This is a genomic window from Embleya sp. NPDC020886 (assembly GCF_044333915.1).
Taxonomy (GTDB): domain Bacteria; phylum Actinomycetota; class Actinomycetes; order Streptomycetales; family Streptomycetaceae; genus Embleya.
On record NZ_JBIRRX010000001.1, the window covers coordinates 1,165,019 to 1,182,874 of the forward strand.

General features: G+C 71.0%; 13 protein-coding genes. 6 read left to right on the forward strand and 7 right to left on the reverse strand.

All coding sequences use genetic code 11. The features are described from left to right. Nucleotides 1-537: 537 nt before the first annotated feature. The 3 genes from ACH4U8_RS04835 to ACH4U8_RS04845 all read right to left on the reverse strand — a co-directional run bounded on the left by ACH4U8_RS04835 (nucleotide 538) and on the right by ACH4U8_RS04845 (nucleotide 3,963). Nucleotides 538-1,347, reverse strand: coding sequence for an enoyl-CoA hydratase/isomerase family protein (locus tag ACH4U8_RS04835; RefSeq protein ID WP_395775830.1), 810 nt, complete (start codon nucleotides 1,345-1,347; stop codon nucleotides 538-540). Between the two features lie 42 nt (nucleotides 1,348-1,389). Then, nucleotides 1,390-2,919, reverse strand: coding sequence for an MFS transporter (locus ACH4U8_RS04840; RefSeq protein WP_395775831.1), 1,530 nt, complete (start codon nucleotides 2,917-2,919; stop codon nucleotides 1,390-1,392). A 144-nt stretch (nucleotides 2,920-3,063) separates the two neighbouring features. Continuing rightward, nucleotides 3,064-3,963, reverse strand: a complete 900-nt coding sequence (locus ACH4U8_RS04845; protein WP_360319396.1) for a phosphatase PAP2 family protein — start codon at nucleotides 3,961-3,963, stop codon at nucleotides 3,064-3,066. A 314-nt stretch (nucleotides 3,964-4,277) separates the two neighbouring features. Here ACH4U8_RS04845 and ACH4U8_RS04850 point away from each other — a divergent pair, with 314 nt between their 5' ends. The 4 genes from ACH4U8_RS04850 to ACH4U8_RS04865 all read left to right on the forward strand — a co-directional run bounded on the left by ACH4U8_RS04850 (nucleotide 4,278) and on the right by ACH4U8_RS04865 (nucleotide 10,413). Then, complete coding sequence (locus tag ACH4U8_RS04850) at nucleotides 4,278-4,988, forward strand: response regulator transcription factor (RefSeq protein ID WP_379991946.1); 711 nt, start codon at nucleotides 4,278-4,280, stop codon at nucleotides 4,986-4,988. Continuing rightward, complete coding sequence (locus ACH4U8_RS04855) at nucleotides 4,937-6,046, forward strand: ATP-binding protein (RefSeq protein ID WP_379991945.1); 1,110 nt, start codon at nucleotides 4,937-4,939, stop codon at nucleotides 6,044-6,046. The genes ACH4U8_RS04850 and ACH4U8_RS04855 overlap by 52 nt, the downstream gene beginning before the upstream one ends. A 239-nt stretch (nucleotides 6,047-6,285) precedes the next feature. After that, nucleotides 6,286-10,119 carry a multifunctional oxoglutarate decarboxylase/oxoglutarate dehydrogenase thiamine pyrophosphate-binding subunit/dihydrolipoyllysine-residue succinyltransferase subunit gene (locus ACH4U8_RS04860; RefSeq protein WP_360319392.1) on the forward strand — a complete coding sequence of 1,278 codons (3,834 nt, stop codon included), beginning with the start codon at nucleotides 6,286-6,288 and terminating at the stop codon, nucleotides 10,117-10,119. 111 nt (nucleotides 10,120-10,230) lie between these two features. Beyond that, entirely contained in the window at nucleotides 10,231-10,413 is a 183-nt protein-coding gene (locus tag ACH4U8_RS04865) for a DUF6104 family protein (RefSeq protein ID WP_020557400.1), read from the forward strand. A 48-nt stretch (nucleotides 10,414-10,461) separates the two neighbouring features. Here ACH4U8_RS04865 and ACH4U8_RS04870 read toward each other — a convergent pair whose 3' ends face one another. Further along, nucleotides 10,462-11,355 (reverse strand): DUF4184 family protein, encoded by an 894-nt coding sequence (locus ACH4U8_RS04870; protein ID WP_395775832.1) that lies wholly within the window; start codon nucleotides 11,353-11,355, stop codon nucleotides 10,462-10,464. Between the two features lie 219 nt (nucleotides 11,356-11,574). Between ACH4U8_RS04870 and ACH4U8_RS04875 the strand changes: the two genes are divergently transcribed. Further along, entirely contained in the window at nucleotides 11,575-12,441 is an 867-nt protein-coding gene (locus tag ACH4U8_RS04875) for a DUF4097 family beta strand repeat-containing protein (protein ID WP_360319388.1), read from the forward strand. Next, nucleotides 12,438-13,250, forward strand: coding sequence for a helix-turn-helix transcriptional regulator (locus ACH4U8_RS04880; protein ID WP_395775833.1), 813 nt, complete (start codon nucleotides 12,438-12,440; stop codon nucleotides 13,248-13,250). The genes ACH4U8_RS04875 and ACH4U8_RS04880 overlap by 4 nt, the downstream gene beginning before the upstream one ends. Before the next feature lie 325 nt (nucleotides 13,251-13,575). On the opposite strand, the gene ACH4U8_RS04885 is transcribed toward ACH4U8_RS04880, so the two are convergent. The 3 genes from ACH4U8_RS04885 to ACH4U8_RS04895 all read right to left on the reverse strand — a co-directional run bounded on the left by ACH4U8_RS04885 (nucleotide 13,576) and on the right by ACH4U8_RS04895 (nucleotide 17,488). Next, nucleotides 13,576-15,171 carry an ABC transporter substrate-binding protein gene (locus tag ACH4U8_RS04885; protein ID WP_395775834.1) on the reverse strand — a complete coding sequence of 532 codons (1,596 nt, stop codon included), beginning with the start codon at nucleotides 15,169-15,171 and terminating at the stop codon, nucleotides 13,576-13,578. A 51-nt stretch (nucleotides 15,172-15,222) separates the two neighbouring features. After that, nucleotides 15,223-16,185, reverse strand: coding sequence for a zinc-binding dehydrogenase (locus tag ACH4U8_RS04890; RefSeq protein ID WP_379992793.1), 963 nt, complete (start codon nucleotides 16,183-16,185; stop codon nucleotides 15,223-15,225). 139 nt (nucleotides 16,186-16,324) lie between these two features. Further along, nucleotides 16,325-17,488, reverse strand: a complete 1,164-nt coding sequence (locus ACH4U8_RS04895) for an NADP-dependent malic enzyme (protein ID WP_360319470.1) — start codon at nucleotides 17,486-17,488, stop codon at nucleotides 16,325-16,327. Nucleotides 17,489-17,856 lie beyond the last annotated feature (368 nt).

A 17,856-nucleotide genomic window follows, 5' to 3' on the forward strand; every position in this document is an offset into this window, starting at 1 on the left:
AAAGTGGCCCCTCGCTCGTGACTTCGTGTCCCTTCGCTTCGCTGCGGGCCACGAAGTCTTTTTTGCGGCTCCGCCGCTCTCCGCGCTGCGCGCGTCGATCACCTGGGTGGGCCGAGGTCGTGGGCGCTGACGCGCCGGAGGGCAGCGGCGGTCGGGGGCGGGGAAAGCCCGGCGCTCGGTCCGTCCGGCGATCCGATCCGCACCGGCATGCCGTGGCTTGCGGGATCGGGGTGTTCGCAGAGCCGCCGGTGTCGGTTGGGTGGACGGGCGTCGGCGGGTGGCCCTTGGAGAGTGCCCTTCGGCGGGCGGCCTTCGTGTCGTGCTGCTCGGCGGGTTCGCCCGCGTCGGCGTTCGCCGTGACCGCTGCCTGGCATCGTGGGCACGGTCATCGCGTGCCGCGGTACTCGGCTTCGGAGAGTCGCCTCAAGGCCCTTTGTGCCGGGGCCACTTCATGCTGCCGGGCCTTGGGGAGCCGTACTCGACGTCGTTCGCGCCTGCCCGGTATGCCGCCCGACGGGTGGTGACCGGGTCGCGACGTCAGCCGGAGCCCTTCGGGGGGTGTGGCCACGCGAACTGCGGGGCCCGGCGTTCCGTGAAGGCGGTGAGGCCCTCGCGGACGTCGGCGGAGCCGCGGGATTCGGCTTCCCAGTCGGCGCGCCACGTGGTGAGGCGGTCGGGGGTGGGGTCCGTCGCGAGGAGGTCCTTGGCGGCGCGGACGGTGAGTTGGGAGCGGGACGCGATCGTGCGGGCGAAGCCGTAGGCCCGGTCGGCGGCCTCGGTCGGGTCGAACACGTCGTCCACCAGGCCGACCCGCAACGCGTGGGCCGCGTCGATCAGTTCGGCCGAGAACAAGAGGTATTTGGCCGTCGACACACCCACCAGTCGGGCCAACCGCGTGGTGGAGTCCGCGTCGTAGACGATGCCGAGCTTGGCCGGGGTCACCCCGAAGCGGGCCGTCGTGTCGGCGAAGCGCAGGTCGCACGCCGCCGCCAACTGGCAGCCCCCGCCCACGCACGGCCCCTGCACGAAGGCGATCGTCGGCTTCGCGAAGGTCGCCAACGCGCGTTCCGCGGCCGAGTTCAGCGCGTGATAGGCGTCCGCCGCCTCGGCGCTCGCGTAGTGCCCCCGCAACTCGCGGATGTCGGCCCCCGCCGAGAACACCCCGCCGGTCCCGGTCAGCACCAGCACGCTCACCTCGTGGTCGGCCTCCAGCGCCGCCAGGATTCCCGGCAGCGCCGCCCACATCGCGGCGGTCAGCGCGCCGCGGGCCTGCGGCCGATCGATGCGCAGCGTCGCCACCGCGCCCTCGACCTCGACCACGAGCCCCTCGACCCCGGTGTCGTGCATAGCGCCGCCCTTTCCCACACCGACCCACATCCCCGGGCCACGCTACGACCCACCCGCCCCGGCCCGCCCCTCGGCCCCCGCCCCCTCGTGCCCCGGGTCCAACGGCGGCCCCGCCACATCGCACCCCATCCGCACGCACGGCCGCGTACATTCGGCCCCGGTCTCGCTCGGCGTCAGGACCTTGGCCGAGATGGTGAACCAGGCCACCGCGGAGCCCGCGACCAGCAGTCCCGCACAGATCCACAGCGTGCGGTCGAAGCCCGTGTCCACCACGCCCGGGTCCCGGTAGCCGTCGCCCGACAGGCCGACCAGCGCCGGGAGCCCGGCGACGGTGAGCAGCCCCGCCGCCCGGGCCGCCGCGTTGTTGACGCCGCTGGCGATGCCCGCCCGGGTCACGTCCACCGACGCCAGCACGGTCGCCGTCAGCGGCGCCACCAGGACCGCCAGGCCCAGCCCGAAGATCAGCACACCGGGCAGCACGTCGGTCGCATAGTGCGCGTGCGAGCCGACCCGCAGCAGCATCAACAACCCGCCCGCGCACACCAGGGGGCCCACCGTCAGTTGCGGGCGCGGGCCGATCCGCCGGGCCAGGTCACCCGATCGGGCCGAGAGCAGCAGCATCACCATGGTGACCGGAAGCAGCGCCAGACCGGCCTCCTGCGCCGAGTAGCCCGACACGATCTGGAGTTCCAGCACCAGCAGGAACATGAACGCGCCCAAGGCGCCGTAGACGAACAGCGTCACGATGTTGACCGAGGTGAACAGCCGGACCCGGAAGATGTCCAGCGGCAACATCGGTTCGCGCGTGCGCTTCTCCACGAACACGAACGCCACCCCCGCCGCCACCCCGGCCGCGCCCGCGATCACGGCCGGCCCCGGGCTGGTCTGCGCCTCCACCAGGGCCCAGGTCACGCCGGCGAGCGACAACGCGGCCAACGCCGCGCCGTTCACGTCGAAGCGGCCCCGAGGTTGCGGGTCGAAGGTCTCCGGGACGGTGCGCAGCGCGACCACGATGGTCACCGCAGCGAGCGGCAGGTTGATCAGGAAGACCCAGCGCCAGCTCACCGCGTCCACGAGCCAGCCGCCCAGGAACGGTCCGATCGCGCTCGCCACGCCGCCCAGTCCGGACCAGGTGCCCACCGCGCGAGCCCGGTCGTCGGGGTGGAACGTGGCCTGGATGATCGCCAACGAGCCGGGGGTGAGCAGCGCGCCGCCGATGCCCTGGAGGGCGCGGGCCGCGATCAGCGTCTGCACGTTGGGCGCGATCCCGCACAGCAGCGAGGCCACCGCGAACCAGGCCACGCCGATCACGAACACCCGGCGCCGCCCGTACCGGTCCCCGAGCGCGCCGCCGAGCAGGATCAGTCCGGCCAGCGTGAGGGTGTACGCGTTGACGGTCCACTGCAAGGCCGCGAGCGAGGTGTCGAACGAGCGCCCGATGCTGGGCAGCGCGACGTTGACGACGGTCGAGTCGAGCATGGCCATGCCGGAGCCGAGCACGGTGGCCGACAACACCCACCGGCCGGCCGGCGTCCTGGCGCGAATGCCCCCGGAGGGGAAGGAGACGGGCATTCGTGGATCATGCCCGGCCCGAGCGCCGGGAATTCGACCCCGATCATTCGGCGCAGACGGAACACGGCGAGAACGTCGGGAAACGATGTGAAACGAGCGCTCGAACCGGGTCGCCGGCCCGCACCGATCGCGCGCGGAGCCCCGCTAGCGCGCTATCCGCGGCGCCGGGATCGCCCGGATCAATCCCCGCTGGAGGTCCCGATCGGGGCCGGGCAACACCGCCAGCGCGAAGATCATCAGCAACACCGCGACCACGGCGTCCATCCAGTAGTGGTTCGCGGTCACCACGACCACCATCAGGGTGATCGCCGGATGCAGCCAGACCGCCCAACTGGCCACCCGCCGACCGGTGCCGGCCGCGTGCCACACCGAGGCGACCCCGAGCGCGACCACCACCGCCCAGCCCACGTGCAACGACGGCATCGCGGCGAACTGGTTCGCGATCTTGGCGCCCGCGCCGGAGTACGGCGAGTCGCCCGCGTCCATGCCCGTGTCGGTGAAGCCCGGCATCTTCCGCGGCGGCGCCAGCGGAACCAGGATGTGGATGACCAACGCGGCGCCGGTCATCATCGCCAGGATGTTGCGGACCCACTTGTAGTGCTCGCGATGGCGGATCCACAACCACAGCAGGAACCCGACGGTGGCCGGGAAGTGCACGTAGGCGTAGTACTTGTTGCAGAACGTCACGGCCGCGTGCGACTGCATGAACCAGTCCTGGATGGCCGCCTCGTCCGGCAGCCGCAGGTCCTGCTGCATGGTCAGCAGTTGCTTGGCGTTGGAGAACGCGGTGGAGGTCTCGCCCGAGGCCAGGCCGCGGCCGAGCTTGTACACCCCGAACAACAGCGCGACCAGGAGCAACTCGCGGGCCGCGTCCTTGAAGACGCGCATCCGGCGGGCCTTGGCCTCGGCCGGATCCGGTTCGGTCGCCACCCGCCCGGCCGGCTCGCCGGCCCCCGTCACCGAAGCCGCCTGCGCGGCCGACGGCGCCTGCTCGCGCCGATCGACCTCGTGGGAGGGATCCTCCGTGACGTTGCGCCGCACCACGCCCCCATGCTGTCGGTTGAATCGGTCGTGCCGTCGGTCGGCCGCTGCGATCGGATCGCTCGCCACCCGGGTCGTGGACCACTCCCCGCACCGCGCACCCCGGAGCACGGGATGCGGTGTACGGCGGCAACGCTTCAGCCAGGGTAGACGGATCAGGTTAGACGGATCCTCCCCCTGAAGTACCAATCGGGGCCGGCTCCCATGGGGTACCCGGGTCCCGTCCCTCTCCTCTGGACGTCGTAGGCGCCTCCCCGGTTCGAAGGAGCCTCACCAAGTCGCGCACACGGCTCGCCGACGATACGTAGGCTGCGGGTATGACCGACCCGACGGGGGAAAAGCGGCTCGTACTCGTGGTCGAGGACGAGCCCATGATCGCCGACGCGGTGGCCGCCCGGCTGCGGGCGGAGGGCTTCGGCGCGATCATCGCGCCGGACGGCCCCGCGGCACTGACCACGGCCGCGACCACCCGACCCGACCTGGTCGTGCTCGACGTGATGTTGCCCGGTCTGGACGGCCTGGAGGTGTGTCGGCGGCTGCAGGCACTGCATCCGGGCCTGCCGGTGATCATGCTGACGGCACGCGACGACGAGACCGATCTGCTGGTCGGCCTGGCCGTGGGCGCCGACGACTACATGACCAAGCCGTTCTCGATGCGCGAGCTGGTGGCCCGCGTGCACGTACTGCTGCGCCGGATGGAGCGCGCCGAGGCGGCCGCCCGCGCCGTCTCCCCCGAGGCCGCGCTGCACCTGGGCCGGTTGCGGATCGACCGCACCCAGCGCCGGGTCCGACTCGGCGTGGACGAGGTGCACCTGACCCCGACCGAGTTCGACCTGCTGGTCTGCCTCGCGTCGCGCCCGCGCGCCGTGCTCTCGCGCGAGCAGTTGCTCGCCGAGGTGTGGGACTGGGTCGACGCCTCCGGCACCCGCACCGTGGACAGCCACGTCAAGGCGCTGCGGCGCAAGCTCGGCGCCGAGTGGATCAGGACCGTGCACGGCGTGGGTTACGCGTTGGAGGCACCGTCCTGAAGTCCGCCGACCCCCGCCCCGCGCGGCTGCGACGCCTGCGGCTGAGCCGCGGCAATCTGCGTCCGCTCGATCGGCTGCGCTCGATCAAGGCCAAGCTCGGCGTGCTCGTGATCGCGTCCGTGTTCGTCTCGACGCTGCTGATCATCCTGGGGCTGCGGGCCGAGGTCCGGTTCCGGTACATGCTCGTGTTCACCTCGCTGGCCTGCCTGGCGGTGACCCTGGTGCTCGCGCACGGGATGACCTCGCCGCTGCGCGAGATGACCACCGCCGCGCAGGCGATGGCCCGCGGCGACTACTCGCGCCGGGTGCGCGCCACCTCGCGCGACGAGGTGGGTCGCCTCGCCGGCGCGTTCAACCGGATGGCCGCCGATCTGGAGGCGGTGGACCGACATCGCCGCGAACTGGTCGCCAACGTCTCGCACGAACTGCGCACCCCGATCTCGGCACTGCACGCGGTGTTGGAAAACCTGGTGGACGGCGTTCAGGAACCCGACCCCGACACACTGGGACGGGCGCTCAACCAGACCGCGCGACTGGGCCGACTCGTGTCACAACTTCTCGACCTTTCCCGGCTGGATTCGGGGGCCGTTCCGCTCCAGGCACGCGAGTTCGCGGTGCGCCCGTTCCTGACCGCGCTCACCGAGGAGACCGAGGCGCTGAGCAGCGACGTCAGGTTCCGGGTCGACGTGCAACCGGCCGAGCTGACCGCGCTGGCCGACCCCGAGCGGCTGCATCAGGTTGTTACCAATCTGGTGGCCAACGCCTGCCGGCACAGCCCCTTCGGTGGCACCGTGAGTCTGCACGCACGACGCGACGAGGGCCCGGGCAGTCTGCGCCTGGAAGTCCAGGACGAGGGGCCCGGGATCCCGTACGGCGAGCGCGGTCGGGTCTTCGAACGATTCACCCGGGGCGGCGAGAGTTCGTCCACCGACGGGGGAACCGGACTGGGCCTCGCGATCGCCCGCTGGGCCGTGGATCTGCATGGGGGTGATATTTCCGTAGCCGAATCGAGCCATGGGTGCCGTATCCGAGTGCTCCTGCCCGGTGACCCGACGTAATCGGGTGATCGGTCACTTACTGCACGGGACGATCCCGACATGACGTTCCGTGACCACCAATACGGCGGGAAGCAACAAACGCGACTAAACGGTCAACCGTTTGTGATCTACGCGACGCGAAGGCCGAGGGGCCTGCGCGACACAGGTCAAAGGGCGTAGCCTTGTTTCCCGCTGTCCACCACCCCAGGAAGCGGAAGAGGGCGGTTGCCGCCGTGTCGTCACAGTCCCCTAGCAACCCGATGGCCAGCTTCGGCCCCAACGAGTGGCTCGTCGACGAGATTTACCAGCAATATTTGCAAGATCCCAACTCGGTGGATCGTGCTTGGTGGGACTTCTTCGCCGATTACAAGCCCAGCGAGCCGTCGACACCGTCGACGCCCGCCGGTCAAGCCACCGTGGCAAGCCCGAGCGGCCCCACACCAGTGAGCAGTACCACGAACAACTCCGGAAGCATCCCCGCGCCGAGTACGGCGCAACCCCCCGTGACGGCGGCAGTGTCGTCGACCGCGACGGGGACGACGACTCCGAGCCCGGCCCCGAGCCACCCGATAATGACGACCGGTGTACAGGACGCGGCCCCTTCGCCGACTCCCATCCCGGCCGGCACCCCGGCTCCGGCCCAGGTCTCGCCCGCGAAGGTCGCACCGACTCCGACGCCCGCGCAGGCACCGGCCGCCAAGGCCCCCGCCGCGCCCGCGAAGAAGCAGCCCGCCGCGTCCCCCGAGGCCGTCCAGCTCAAGGGCCCGGCGGCACGTGTCGCGATCAACATGGACTCGTCGCTCGCCATCCCCACCGCGACCAGCGTGCGGGCCGTGCCGGCCAAGCTGCTGATCGACAACCGGATCGTGATCAACAACCACCTCAAGCGCGCGCGCGGTGGCAAGGTCTCGTTCACCCACCTCATCGGCTACGCGCTCGTCCAGGCGGCCAAGTCGATGCCGTCGATGAACCACGCCTACGAGGAGCGCGAGGGCAAGCCGTTCCTGGTCAAGCCCGCGAACGTCAACCTCGGCCTGGCGATCGACCTGACCAAGGCCAACGGTGACCGCCAGCTCGTGGTGGCGGCCATCAAGAAGGCCGACGAGATGGACTTCTTCGCCTTCTGGCAGGCGTACGAGGACATCGTTCGGCGGGCCCGCTCGAACAAGCTCACGGTGGACGACTTCGCCGGAGTGACGATCTCGCTGACCAACCCGGGCGGCATCGGCACCGTGCACTCGGTGCCGCGGCTGATGCCCGGCCAGGGCACGATCGTCGGCGTGGGCGCGATGGACTACCCGGCGGAGTTCGCGGGGGCGTCCGCGGACACCCTGTCCCGCCTCGCGGTCAGCAAGACACTCACGCTGACCAGCACGTACGACCATCGCATCATCCAGGGCGCGCAGTCGGGCGAGTTCCTGCGCCGGATGAACCAGCTACTGCTCGGCGAAGACTGCTTCTTCGAGGAGATCTTCCGTTCGCTGCGCATCCCGTACGAGCCCGTGCGCTGGGTGCAGGACATCTCCGCGACACACGAGGACGACGTCAACAAGACGGCACGTGTGCAGGAGCTGATCCACTCCTACCGCGTCCGCGGTCACCTGATGGCCGACACCGACCCGCTGGAGTACAAGCAGCGCCGGCACCCGGACCTCGACGTGGTCGAGCACGGGCTGACGCTGTGGGACCTGGAGCGCGAGTTCGCCGTCGGCGGCTTCGCCGGCCAGGCGCTGATGACCCTGCGCGACGTGCTCGGCGTGCTGCGGGACACCTACTGCCGCACCGTCGGCATCGAGTACATGCACATCCAGGACCCGGACCAGCGCCGCTGGATCCAGGAGCGGGTGGAGGTGCCGCACGCCAAGCCGGACCGCGAGGACCAGCTCCGCATCCTGCGCCGGCTGAACGCGGCCGAGGCGTTCGAGACCTTCCTGGCCACCAAGTACGTCGGCCAGAAGCGCTTCTCGCTGGAAGGCGGCGAGACCACCATCCCGCTGCTCGACGCGATCATCTCGGCCGCCGCCGAGGACGGTCTCGACGAGGTCGCGATCGGCATGGCGCACCGCGGCCGGTTGAACGTGCTGACCAACATCGTCGGCAAGTCCTACGCGCAGGTCTTCCGCGAGTTCGAGGGCAACATCGACCCGAAGTCGATGCACGGCTCGGGCGACGTGAAGTACCACCTCGGCGCCGAGGGCACCTTCGCCTCCGAGGACGGCGCGCAGGTCAAGGTCTCCCTGGTGGCGAACCCCTCGCACCTGGAGGCGGTCGACCCGGTCCTGGAAGGCGTCGTGCGCGCCAAGCAGGACATCATCGACATGGAGGGCGCCGACTTCCCGGTGCTGCCCCTGCTGCTGCACGGCGACGCCGCGTTCGCGGGCCAGGGCGTGGTCGCCGAGACGCTCAACATGTCGCAGCTGCGCGGCTACCGCACCGGCGGCACGATCCACGTCGTGATCAACAACCAGGTGGGCTTCACCGCCTCCCCGGCCGCGTCCCGCTCGTCCATCTACGCGACCGACGTCGCGCGGATGATCGAGGCGCCGATCTTCCACGTCAACGGCGACGACCCCGAGCAGTGCGTGCGCATCGCGCAACTCGCGTTCGAATACCGCCAGACGTTCCACAAGGACGTGGTGATCGACCTCATCTGCTACCGGCGCCGGGGTCACAACGAGGCCGACAACCCGTCCTTCACCCAGCCGCTGATGTACGACCTGATCGACAAGAAGCGCTCGGTGCGCAAGCTCTACACCGAGGCTCTGATCGGCCGTGGCGACATCACCGTCGAAGAGGCCGAGCAGGCGCTGAAGGACTACCAGGACCAGTTGGAGAAGGTCTTCTCCGAGGTCCGCCAGGCCACCGCCCCGCAGGCCCCGCAGGCGGCCCCGGCCGCCCCCGCGGCGGACATCGCCTTCCCGCGGATCGACCCGACCGGCATCGCGCACGAGACGGTGAAGCGGATCGTCGAGTCGCAGGTCTCGCTGCCCGAGGACTTCGCCGTACACCCGCGCCTGCAGCCGCAGTTGCAGCGCCGGGCGGCGATGGTCGAGGACGGCACGATCGACTGGGCGATGGGCGAGACGCTCGCGTTCGGTTCGCTCCTGATGGAGGGTCGCCCGGTGCGGCTCGCCGGTCAGGACAGCCGCCGCGGCACCTTCGGCCAGCGGCACTCGGTCCTGGTCGACCGCACCTCCGGCGCCGAGCACACCCCGCTCGCGCACCTGTCCGACGACCAGGCCAAGTTCACCGTCTACGACTCGCTGCTCAGCGAGTTCGCCGCGATGGGCTTCGAATACGGCTACTCGCTGGCCCGGCCGCAGTCGCTGGTGTTGTGGGAGGCGCAGTTCGGCGACTTCGCCAACGGCGCGCAGTCGATCATGGACGAGTTCATCTCCTCCGCCGAGCAGAAGTGGCACCAGCACTCCGGTGTGGTCCTGCTGCTTCCGCACGGCTACGAGGGCCAGGGCCCGGACCACTCGTCCGCACGCATCGAGCGTTACCTGCAGATGTGCGCGCAGAACAACATGACGGTGGCCGCGCCGACCCTGCCGAGCAACTACTTCCACCTGTTGCGCTGGCAGGCGCTCAACCCGCACCACAAGCCGCTCGTGGTGTTCACCCCGAAGTCGATGCTGCGGCTGAAGGCCGCCGCGTCGAAGATCGAGGAGTTCACCAGCGGGCAGTTCCGGCCGGTGATCGGGGACACCACGGTGGACCCGAGCAAGGTCAAGCGGGTGGTCATGTCCTCCGGCAAGTTCCACTACGACCTGGCCGCCGGACGGGCCAAGTCGGGCCGCGACGACGTCGCCCTGGTGCGCGTGGAGCGGCTCTACCCGCTGCCCGTGGCCGAGCTCAAGGCCGAGCTGGAGCGGTACGGTCTGGACCGCTACGGCAAGGACCTGGAGCTGGTCTGGGCCCAGGAGGAGCCGACCAACCAGGGCGCGTGGCCGTTCATCGCGCTCAACCTGGTCGAGTACGGCCTGCCGGCCCCGCGCCGGATCGCCCGCCCGTCGTCCTCCTCGCCCGCGGTCGGTTCGGCCAAGCGGCACGAGGCCGAGCAGCAGGGCCTGGTCGAGGAAGCGATGAGCTGATCCGCTTTCGCTGATCACCGACCGCGCCCCGGTCCGCGTACGATGCGGCCGGGGCGCGGTCGTGTCGTCGTCCCGGGTGCCCCGCACCCCCACCCATCGGAGTCGGAGAGCATGTACTTCACGGACCGTGGCATCGAGGAGCTGGAGAAGCGACGCGGCGAGGAGGAGGTGTCCCTGGCCTGGCTCGCCGAGCAGTTGCGCACGTTCGTGGACCTGAACCCCGAGTTCGAGACCCCCGTCGAACGTCTCGCCACCTGGCTCGCCCGGCTGGACGACGACGAGGACGACGAGTAGGACGGCGAGTAGCCGGCCGCGCCGAACGTCGCGGGCCCGGGGCCGGGTTCAGGCGTCGGTGGCGCGTCCGGTGCCGCGGGAGTTGCGGGTGTGCCACAGGGCCCAGCACACCCCGTACAACACCAGTCCGACCGCCAGGCCCCGGCCGAACCCGGTCGCCGCGCCGAAGCCGAGTACCTCGAAGGTCGGCACCCGCCCGTCCGGGAACGGCAACAGCGCCCGGGCCGCGCCGAGCACGCCGACCAGCACGAGGGCGCCCAGTACCGTCCAGCGCCCCGCGACGGGCATCCGCAGGCCGGTGATCGGCCGCACCGGCAGCCGGCCGATCCAGCGCCACGTCCACACCGCGCTCACGGTCAGCCCGACCGCCGTGCTGATGTGCTGGAGCAATACGAAGCCCGGCCGCAGGCCGAAGAACTCCCGGCGCAGCTCGGGCAGTACGTGCGCGACCCCGGGGTCGTTGCGATGCGTCCAGGCGTCCCAGCCGATGTGCGTGAGGCCGCCCAGGACCGCCGAGACCACGAACCACCCGCAGACCGCGAGGGTTTCCCGCAGGAACGGCCGGCGAGCCCGCGCGGCGGCGTACAACCGGCCCGGCAGGCGGGGGCGCAGCGGCTCCTCCAGCGCGCCCCGGATCCGGTCCGGGACCAGCACCAGCAGCGGTCTGGCGAGCAGGTGGAAGCCCAGCACGAGCAGCACGGTGAGCACGACGTTCAGGCCCAGCACGCCCGGCCAGAGCTCGTGGGTGGCCTGCCGGTCGGCGCGTATCGGCAGGAAGTGCAGGGGCACGAACAGGATCACGTCCGGTGCCATCGCGCCGAAGGCCAGCGCGGAGGCGATCAACGGGCCGTGTCGGCCCGCCCCGTCCCCGGCCGTGGTGCCGGTACGGGTGGCGCCCTGCAGCGGCAGCACCGCGGCGATGTGGCTGAGCGTGAATGGCATGCGTGGTGCCCCCGGTGATGGTGCCGTCGGCCGGCGTGCCCCGCTCGCGCGCGCACGCGCGTCGCGGGCACGACGCGCGGTGAGCGAAGTCCCTCGGCTTCGAGAAACGTCGAAACCAGACCCGATGGTTCCCTTGACGTTCGGCAGACGCGATATATCGTGAGTGACAGAGCTTCGCGATATATCGCGTTCGGCACTCCGACCCGAAGGGGAGGGTCCATGTCCCAATGGATGATCGAGGCACCGCAGGACCTTACGCTCGACACCGTCCGCGTGCTCCGCGTGCGCACGATCGGCGGACTGGTCGACGTGGTGGGCACCGACGGGCCGCCGCGCCTGGAGGTGCACGCCGTGGAGGGTCCGCCGCTCCAGGTGACCCACGACGAGGTGAGCGGCGAACTGGTCCTGACCTACCCGGACCTGACCGGCAAGCACCTGATGGACTGGTTCCAGAGCGCCCGGCGGCGGTCCGACCTCAAGGGACTCGTGGCGGACGGACGGGCACTCGGCAAACGGCACGCCGAGGTCTCGTTGGCGGTGCCGTGGGACTGCACGGTGGAGATCGGCGTGGTGTCCGCGCACGCGACCGTCTCCGGCATGCACGGCGACACCACGGTGCGCAGCATCGGCGGCGACGTGACCCTGGTCGGGCTGACCGGCACGGTCGACGCGAACACCGTCTCCGGCTCGGTGGACGCCGAGTCGATGGCCGGCGACCTCGGCGTGGTCACCGTGGCCGGTTCGCTCACCGTGATCGAGGGCACCGGCGGCCGGGTCCGGGCCAACTCGGTCTCCGGCCCGATGACCCTGGACCTGGACGCGGTCGGCCGCAGCCACGTGCAGCTGAGTACCGTGTCCGGCGAACTGACGGTACGGCTGCCGCACCAGGGCGACATGCACGTGGACGTACGCAGCGCGGCCGGCTCGGTCGACTCGGCGTTCGACGAGCTGACCACGAACGCCAAGTTCGGCGCCCGGCACGTGAGCGGCAAGCTCGGCGAGGGCTCGGGACGGCTCCGAATCAACTCGATATCGGGCGACGTGACGCTGCTGCGTCGTGCCCCGGAGGGAAAGGTGATCGCATGACCCCGGTCTTCGGTCACGGCCGCCTGCGGCTGTACCTGCTCAAGCTGCTCGACGAGAGCCCCCGACACGGCTACGAGGTCATCCGGCTGCTGCACGACCGCTTCCTGGGCCTGTACGCCCCCTCCGCGGGCACGGTCTACCCGCGCCTGGCCAAGCTCGAACAGGAGGGCCTGGTCGAGCACGACGTCGAGGGCGGCCGAAAGGTCTACCGGATCACCGCCGCCGGGCGGGCCGAACTGGCGGAGCGCCAGGAGGAGTTGGCCCAGTTGGAGGCGCAGATCCGCGAATCGGTCTACGAGCGGGCCCGGGAAATCCGCGACGAGGTGCGCACCTCCGCCCAGAGTTTGCGCGAGGAACTGGCCGGTGCCGCCCGCGAGGTACGCAAGGCCCCCCGAGAGCGCGAGAAGCCCTCGGAATCCGCACGACGCACGAAATCGACCGGCTGGGAACCGATCTTCTCGCAGAAGATGGCCGACCTCGCCGAGGGCCTGGCACACAACCTGGTCGACCTGGCCGGCAAGCCCGGCCTGCACGACCTGGAACGCGAACTACGCCGCCGCTTCGGCACCGCGGACCCCGAGCCCACCACGGCCCGCGACCGAGCCGCCGACGCCTGGTCCAAGGAAACCGACCACACCGCCGACTCCTTCGACCTCGACACCATCCTCGACACCCTCCGCACCGAACTGGCCCCCCTGGCCCACCGAGCCGGCATCACCCCCGACCAACTCACCCAGGCCCGCGACATCGTGACAACCGCAATCAACGACCTCCGAGCCCTCTTCACCGAAACCCCCCCACCCACCTGACCACCCCACCCGGCCGGCCCGAGCCCCCACCCAACCTCGGCCCGGCCGGCCCCCGGGCCCACCCGAACCGCCCCACAAAGCCACGTCATCCCAGCCGACACTTGAGGCCACCCAGCCCCGCCGGCGCTTGAGGCCACTCAGCCCCGCCGGCGTTTGAGGCGAACCAGCCCGGCCGGCGCTTGAGGCCACCCAGCCCCGCCGGCGCTTGAGGCCACTCAGCCCCGCCGGCGTTTGAGGCGAACCAGCCCGGCCGGCGCTTGAGGCCACATCAGCCCCGCCGGCGCTTGAGGCGAACCAGCCCGGCCGGCACATGAGGCCAAAACCCCTAACCCCGAAGGTGCAGCTTCGCCAACGCCACGCGACCAACCGCAAGCTGCCGAACCGGCACCGACTCGACCCGCCCACTCCGCCCCACCACACCCATCGGATACACCGGCGGCAACACCACCGCATCGCGAGCCACGATCTCCCCCGCGACCCGCGTGAGTGTCGCCCGCCGAGCCGTATCCGCCATCCCCCGAGCCTGCTCGACCAACCGGTCCAGCTCCGGATTCACGTACCCCGTGCTGTCCACACTCGTCGACACCGCCGCCGACAACACCGCAAAGCCCGTCCGCCCGACCGCATACCCCGACCCCCGCAGATCCACGAGCGCCACATCGAAGTCCCCGGTCCGCCGCCGCGCAGCCCACGTCGCCGAGTCCACCTTCTCGACCACCACGGTGAACCCGACCCGGTTCCACCCCTCGGCCAACACCCGCGCCACATCCGGCACTTCCGCAGCATCCCCGACCACCGCAAGCAGCGTGAACCGCACCCCCGGCGACCCCGCCACCGGCGCCTCGCCGAACATCGCGGTGACCCGCTCCGGCTCCACCGTCGGCCCCGCGGTCGCACTCGGACTCGGCTTGGGGGACGCGGTCGGCGAAACCCCGCGGCCGTAGGGGGTGTACTCCGGGTCCCACCCCTCGTTGCCCGGCCCCAGCGGCCCCTGCCCGATCACCGCGTCCCCCCGGTAGACCTCCTGCGACACCCGGGTCCGGTCCATCCCGAAGGCCAACGCCCGCCGCACCGCGACGTTGTCGAACGGCGGCCGGCGCAGATTCGGCAACACCACCAGGTCCGCCGGCCCGCTCGCGGCCTGCACGTACGTGCCGTCGCCCTTGCGCAACCGCCGCACCTGCTCCGGCGTCGGCCGCGGGTACACCCGGACACGATCCGCCTTCAGATCGGCCACCCCGTCGGCCGAGACCCGGAAATCGATGCCCTCCAGCGGCGCGGCCTTGCCGTGATGCTCGGGATCCCGGCGCAGCGAGACCACTGCCCCGGCCGCACTCACGAGCCGGAACGGCCCGGTACCCACCAACGCCCGAGGATCACCCAGCGTCGCCCGATGCGGAATCGGCAGGCAGGCCAGGAAGGCCCGCAACGCCCCGAACGGCCTGGGCAGCTCGATCCGTACCGTCTGCGCGTCCAGTGCCTGGATCACGCCGAACCGACCCGCCAGCCACGGCGCCCAGTCCCCGGCCGTCGCCGGATCGCCGACCCGGCGCAGGCAGTCCACCACATGCTCGGCGGTGAACGGATCGCCGCCGTGAAAGCGCACCCCCGCGCGCAGCCGGATGGTCCAGCTCAACCCGTCCGGCGCGATCAGCGGATCCGCCCCGGCCAACACCGGCCCGATCGTGGTGTCGTCCCGGTAGGTGTACAGCGCCTCGACCACGGGGTCGGCGATCCACCGCGCCGACTCGGCCGTCGAGTGCACGGGGTTGAGCACCTCGGGCAATCGCGGCAGGCCCACCACGAGCGTGCCGCCCGTGCGCAGCTCGTTGCCGGAGCACGCGGCGAGCAGGCCACCGGAAGCCGCGACCACCCCCGTACCGGCCCCGAGGGCGAGCAGGCGGCGACGGGACAACGGCATCCGGCGGTCCTTCCCAGACGACCCGGGCAAGCCCGGACCGGCGTGTGTCGATCAAGCGGTGAGGACGATCTTGCCGAACAGATCGCCCTCGGCCAACCGACGGAACCCCTCGCGCGCCTCGGTCAGCGGCAACACGGTGTCGATCACCGGCCGCACCCCGCCGTGCGCGCACAACCGCAGCAGACCCGCGAGTTCGTCCTTGTCGCCCATCGTGGAGCCGACCACGCGCAGTTCGTGGAAGAAGATCCTGGTGAGTTCGGCGGCCTGCGGCCGGTCGCCCGAGGTGGCACCGGAGATCACCAGCGTGCCGCCGGGCCGAAGGCTCTTGACCGAGTGCGACCAGGTGGCCGCGCCGACCGTCTCCATCACCGCGTCGACCCGCTCGGGCAGCCGGGCCCCGGACGCGAAGGCCGCGTCGGCGCCGAGTTCGAGCGCGCGGGCCCGCTTGGCCTCGTCCCGGCTGGTCACCCAGATCCGGTAGCCGGCCGCCTTGCCGAGCACCACCAGCGCGGTGGACACCCCGCCGCCGGCTCCCTGCACGAGCACCGTGCCGCCGGGCCGCACGCCCGAGTTGGTGAACAACATCCGGTACGCGGTCAGCCACGCGGTGGGCAGGCAGCAGGCTTGCTCGAAGGACAACTCGGCGGGCTTGGGCAACAGGTTCCAGCGCGGTACCGCGACCTTCTCCGCGAAGGTGCCGTCGTAGCGCTCGGTCAGGATCGACCGGGGCTCGTCGGTGCCCAGGCCGCCGATCACCGAGTGCACGACGACCTCGTTGCCGTCCTCGTCGATCCCGGCCGCGTCGCAGCCCAGGATCATCGGCAGCCGCTCCGAGGTGATGCCCACACCCTTGAGGGTCCACAGGTCGTGGTGGTTGAGCGACGCGGCCTTGACGGTCACGGTCGTCCACCCGGGTGGCAGCCCGCCGTCCTGCCCCGGTTCGGGGCGTTCCCCGAGCCGAAGGCCGGTCAGCGGGTCCTGGGCGTCGATGCTCACGGCGGTCACGGCAAACATGGGAGGCACCCTACTGACGACGTGTGCGGCCCGCCCGCTCGGGCGGGCCGCACACGTCCACGGGTCGCCGCGGATGCGTGTCGATCATCGGACGGTCGGCGAGGAGCCGTCGGACGATCACCGATCCACGGGCCGCGGCTCAGATACGTGCGACGCCGTCGCGGCGCGCGGCCTCGGCCACGGCCTTGGTCACCGCCGGCGCCACCCGCTCGTCGAACGGCGAGGGGATCACCTTGTCCGGCGCGAGCTCGTCGGCGACGACTGCGGCCAGCGCCTCGGCGGCGGCCACCTTCATCCCCTCGGTGATGCGCTTGGCGCGCACCGACAGGGCACCGGCGAACACGCCCGGGAAGGCGAGCACGTTGTTGATCTGGTTCGGATAGTCGCTGCGCCCGGTGGCCACCACGGCCGCGTACTTGTGCGCCAGGTCCGGGTCGATCTCCGGGTTCGGGTTGGCCATCGCGAAGATGATCGCCTCGGGCGCCATGGTCGCCACGACCTCCTCGGGCACCTTGCCCGCGGACACCCCGAGGAAGACGTCGGCGCCGTTCATGGCGTTCTCGATGCCGCCCTTGAGCTTGGCCCGGTTGGTCAGCTCGGCGATCATCCGCTTGATCGGCGTGAGGTCGTCCCGGCCCTCGTGCACGATGCCGCGGCTGTCCACCACGCACAGGTCGCCGATGCCCGCCTCGATCAGGATCTTGGCGATCGCGATGCCCGCCGCGCCCGCGCCGGAGATGACCGCGCGCAGGTCGCCGAGCCGGCGTCCGGTCACCGTCGCCGCGTTGCGCAGCGCGGCCAGCGCGACGATCGCGGTGCCGTGCTGGTCGTCGTGGAAGACCGGGATGTCCAGCCGCTCCTGGAGCCGGCGCTCCACCTCGAAGCAGCGCGGGGCGCTGATGTCCTCCAGGTTGATGCCGCCGAAGGAGGGGGCGAGCCGGGCGATGGTGTCCACCAGCTCGTCCACGTCGGTGCACGAGAGCGCGAGCGGCACGGCGTCGATGCCGGCGAACTCCTTGAACAGGATCGCCTTGCCCTCCATCACCGGCAGCGACGCGGCGGGGCCGATGTCGCCCAGGCCGAGCACCGCGGTGCCGTCGGTGATCACCGCGACCGTGTTGGCCACCCACGTGTAGTCGTGGACCAGTTCCGGGCTCTCCGCGATGGCCGTGCACACCCGGGCCACGCCGGGCGTGTACGCGAGGGAGAGGTCGTCCCGGTTGCGCACCGGAACGGTCGAACGAACTTCCATTTTCCCGCCGCGGTGCAGAGCGAAGACCGGATCGAGTTCGTCCGTCGCCATGCTGTCCGTCGGGATGATCTCCGCTGCCACAGTGACCCCTTTGTCGACATTGTCAGTAGAAGTGCAGCTCTCGAAACGCGATCGCAGGCTGCATGCCTCAGCGACATCGGCGCTTCGTGCAGCGCACATGATCCGGCTGAGGTTACGGGGGTCACCCGTGACGCCGATTTTGGCACACCCCCCGAATGGGGGTACTCCAGGGCGGTGAACCGATTACCACCGTTTTGTGATGGCGCGTCAGACCCCTTCTCGCAACTGGCCCAGACGGTAGCGCCACGCCCAGTACGCTGACAGTAACCGCCGCCACATCCGACCCCGCCGACCCGTGCGAAACGCGGGCTCGACGGCACCGGAAGGCATCCGCCCGG

Coding starts and splice junctions, on each gene's coding strand:
- ACH4U8_RS04880 (WP_395775833.1), top strand. CDS start 12,438: ATGACCCCGGTCTTCGGTCACGGCCGCCTGCGGCTGTACCTGCTCAAG.
- ACH4U8_RS04875 (WP_360319388.1), top strand. CDS start 11,575: ATGTCCCAATGGATGATCGAGGCACCGCAGGACCTTACGCTCGACACC.
- ACH4U8_RS04850 (WP_379991946.1), top strand. CDS start 4,278: ATGACCGACCCGACGGGGGAAAAGCGGCTCGTACTCGTGGTCGAGGAC.
- ACH4U8_RS04890 (WP_379992793.1), bottom strand. CDS start 16,185: ATGTTTGCCGTGACCGCCGTGAGCATCGACGCCCAGGACCCGCTGACC.
- ACH4U8_RS04840 (WP_395775831.1), bottom strand. CDS start 2,919: ATGCCCGTCTCCTTCCCCTCCGGGGGCATTCGCGCCAGGACGCCGGCC.
- ACH4U8_RS04835 (WP_395775830.1), bottom strand. CDS start 1,347: ATGCACGACACCGGGGTCGAGGGGCTCGTGGTCGAGGTCGAGGGCGCG.
- ACH4U8_RS04895 (WP_360319470.1), bottom strand. CDS start 17,488: ATGGCGACGGACGAACTCGATCCGGTCTTCGCTCTGCACCGCGGCGGG.
- ACH4U8_RS04870 (WP_395775832.1), bottom strand. CDS start 11,355: ATGCCATTCACGCTCAGCCACATCGCCGCGGTGCTGCCGCTGCAGGGC.
- ACH4U8_RS04865 (WP_020557400.1), top strand. CDS start 10,231: ATGTACTTCACGGACCGTGGCATCGAGGAGCTGGAGAAGCGACGCGGC.
- ACH4U8_RS04885 (WP_395775834.1), bottom strand. CDS start 15,171: ATGCCGTTGTCCCGTCGCCGCCTGCTCGCCCTCGGGGCCGGTACGGGG.
- ACH4U8_RS04860 (WP_360319392.1), top strand. CDS start 6,286: ATGGCCAGCTTCGGCCCCAACGAGTGGCTCGTCGACGAGATTTACCAG.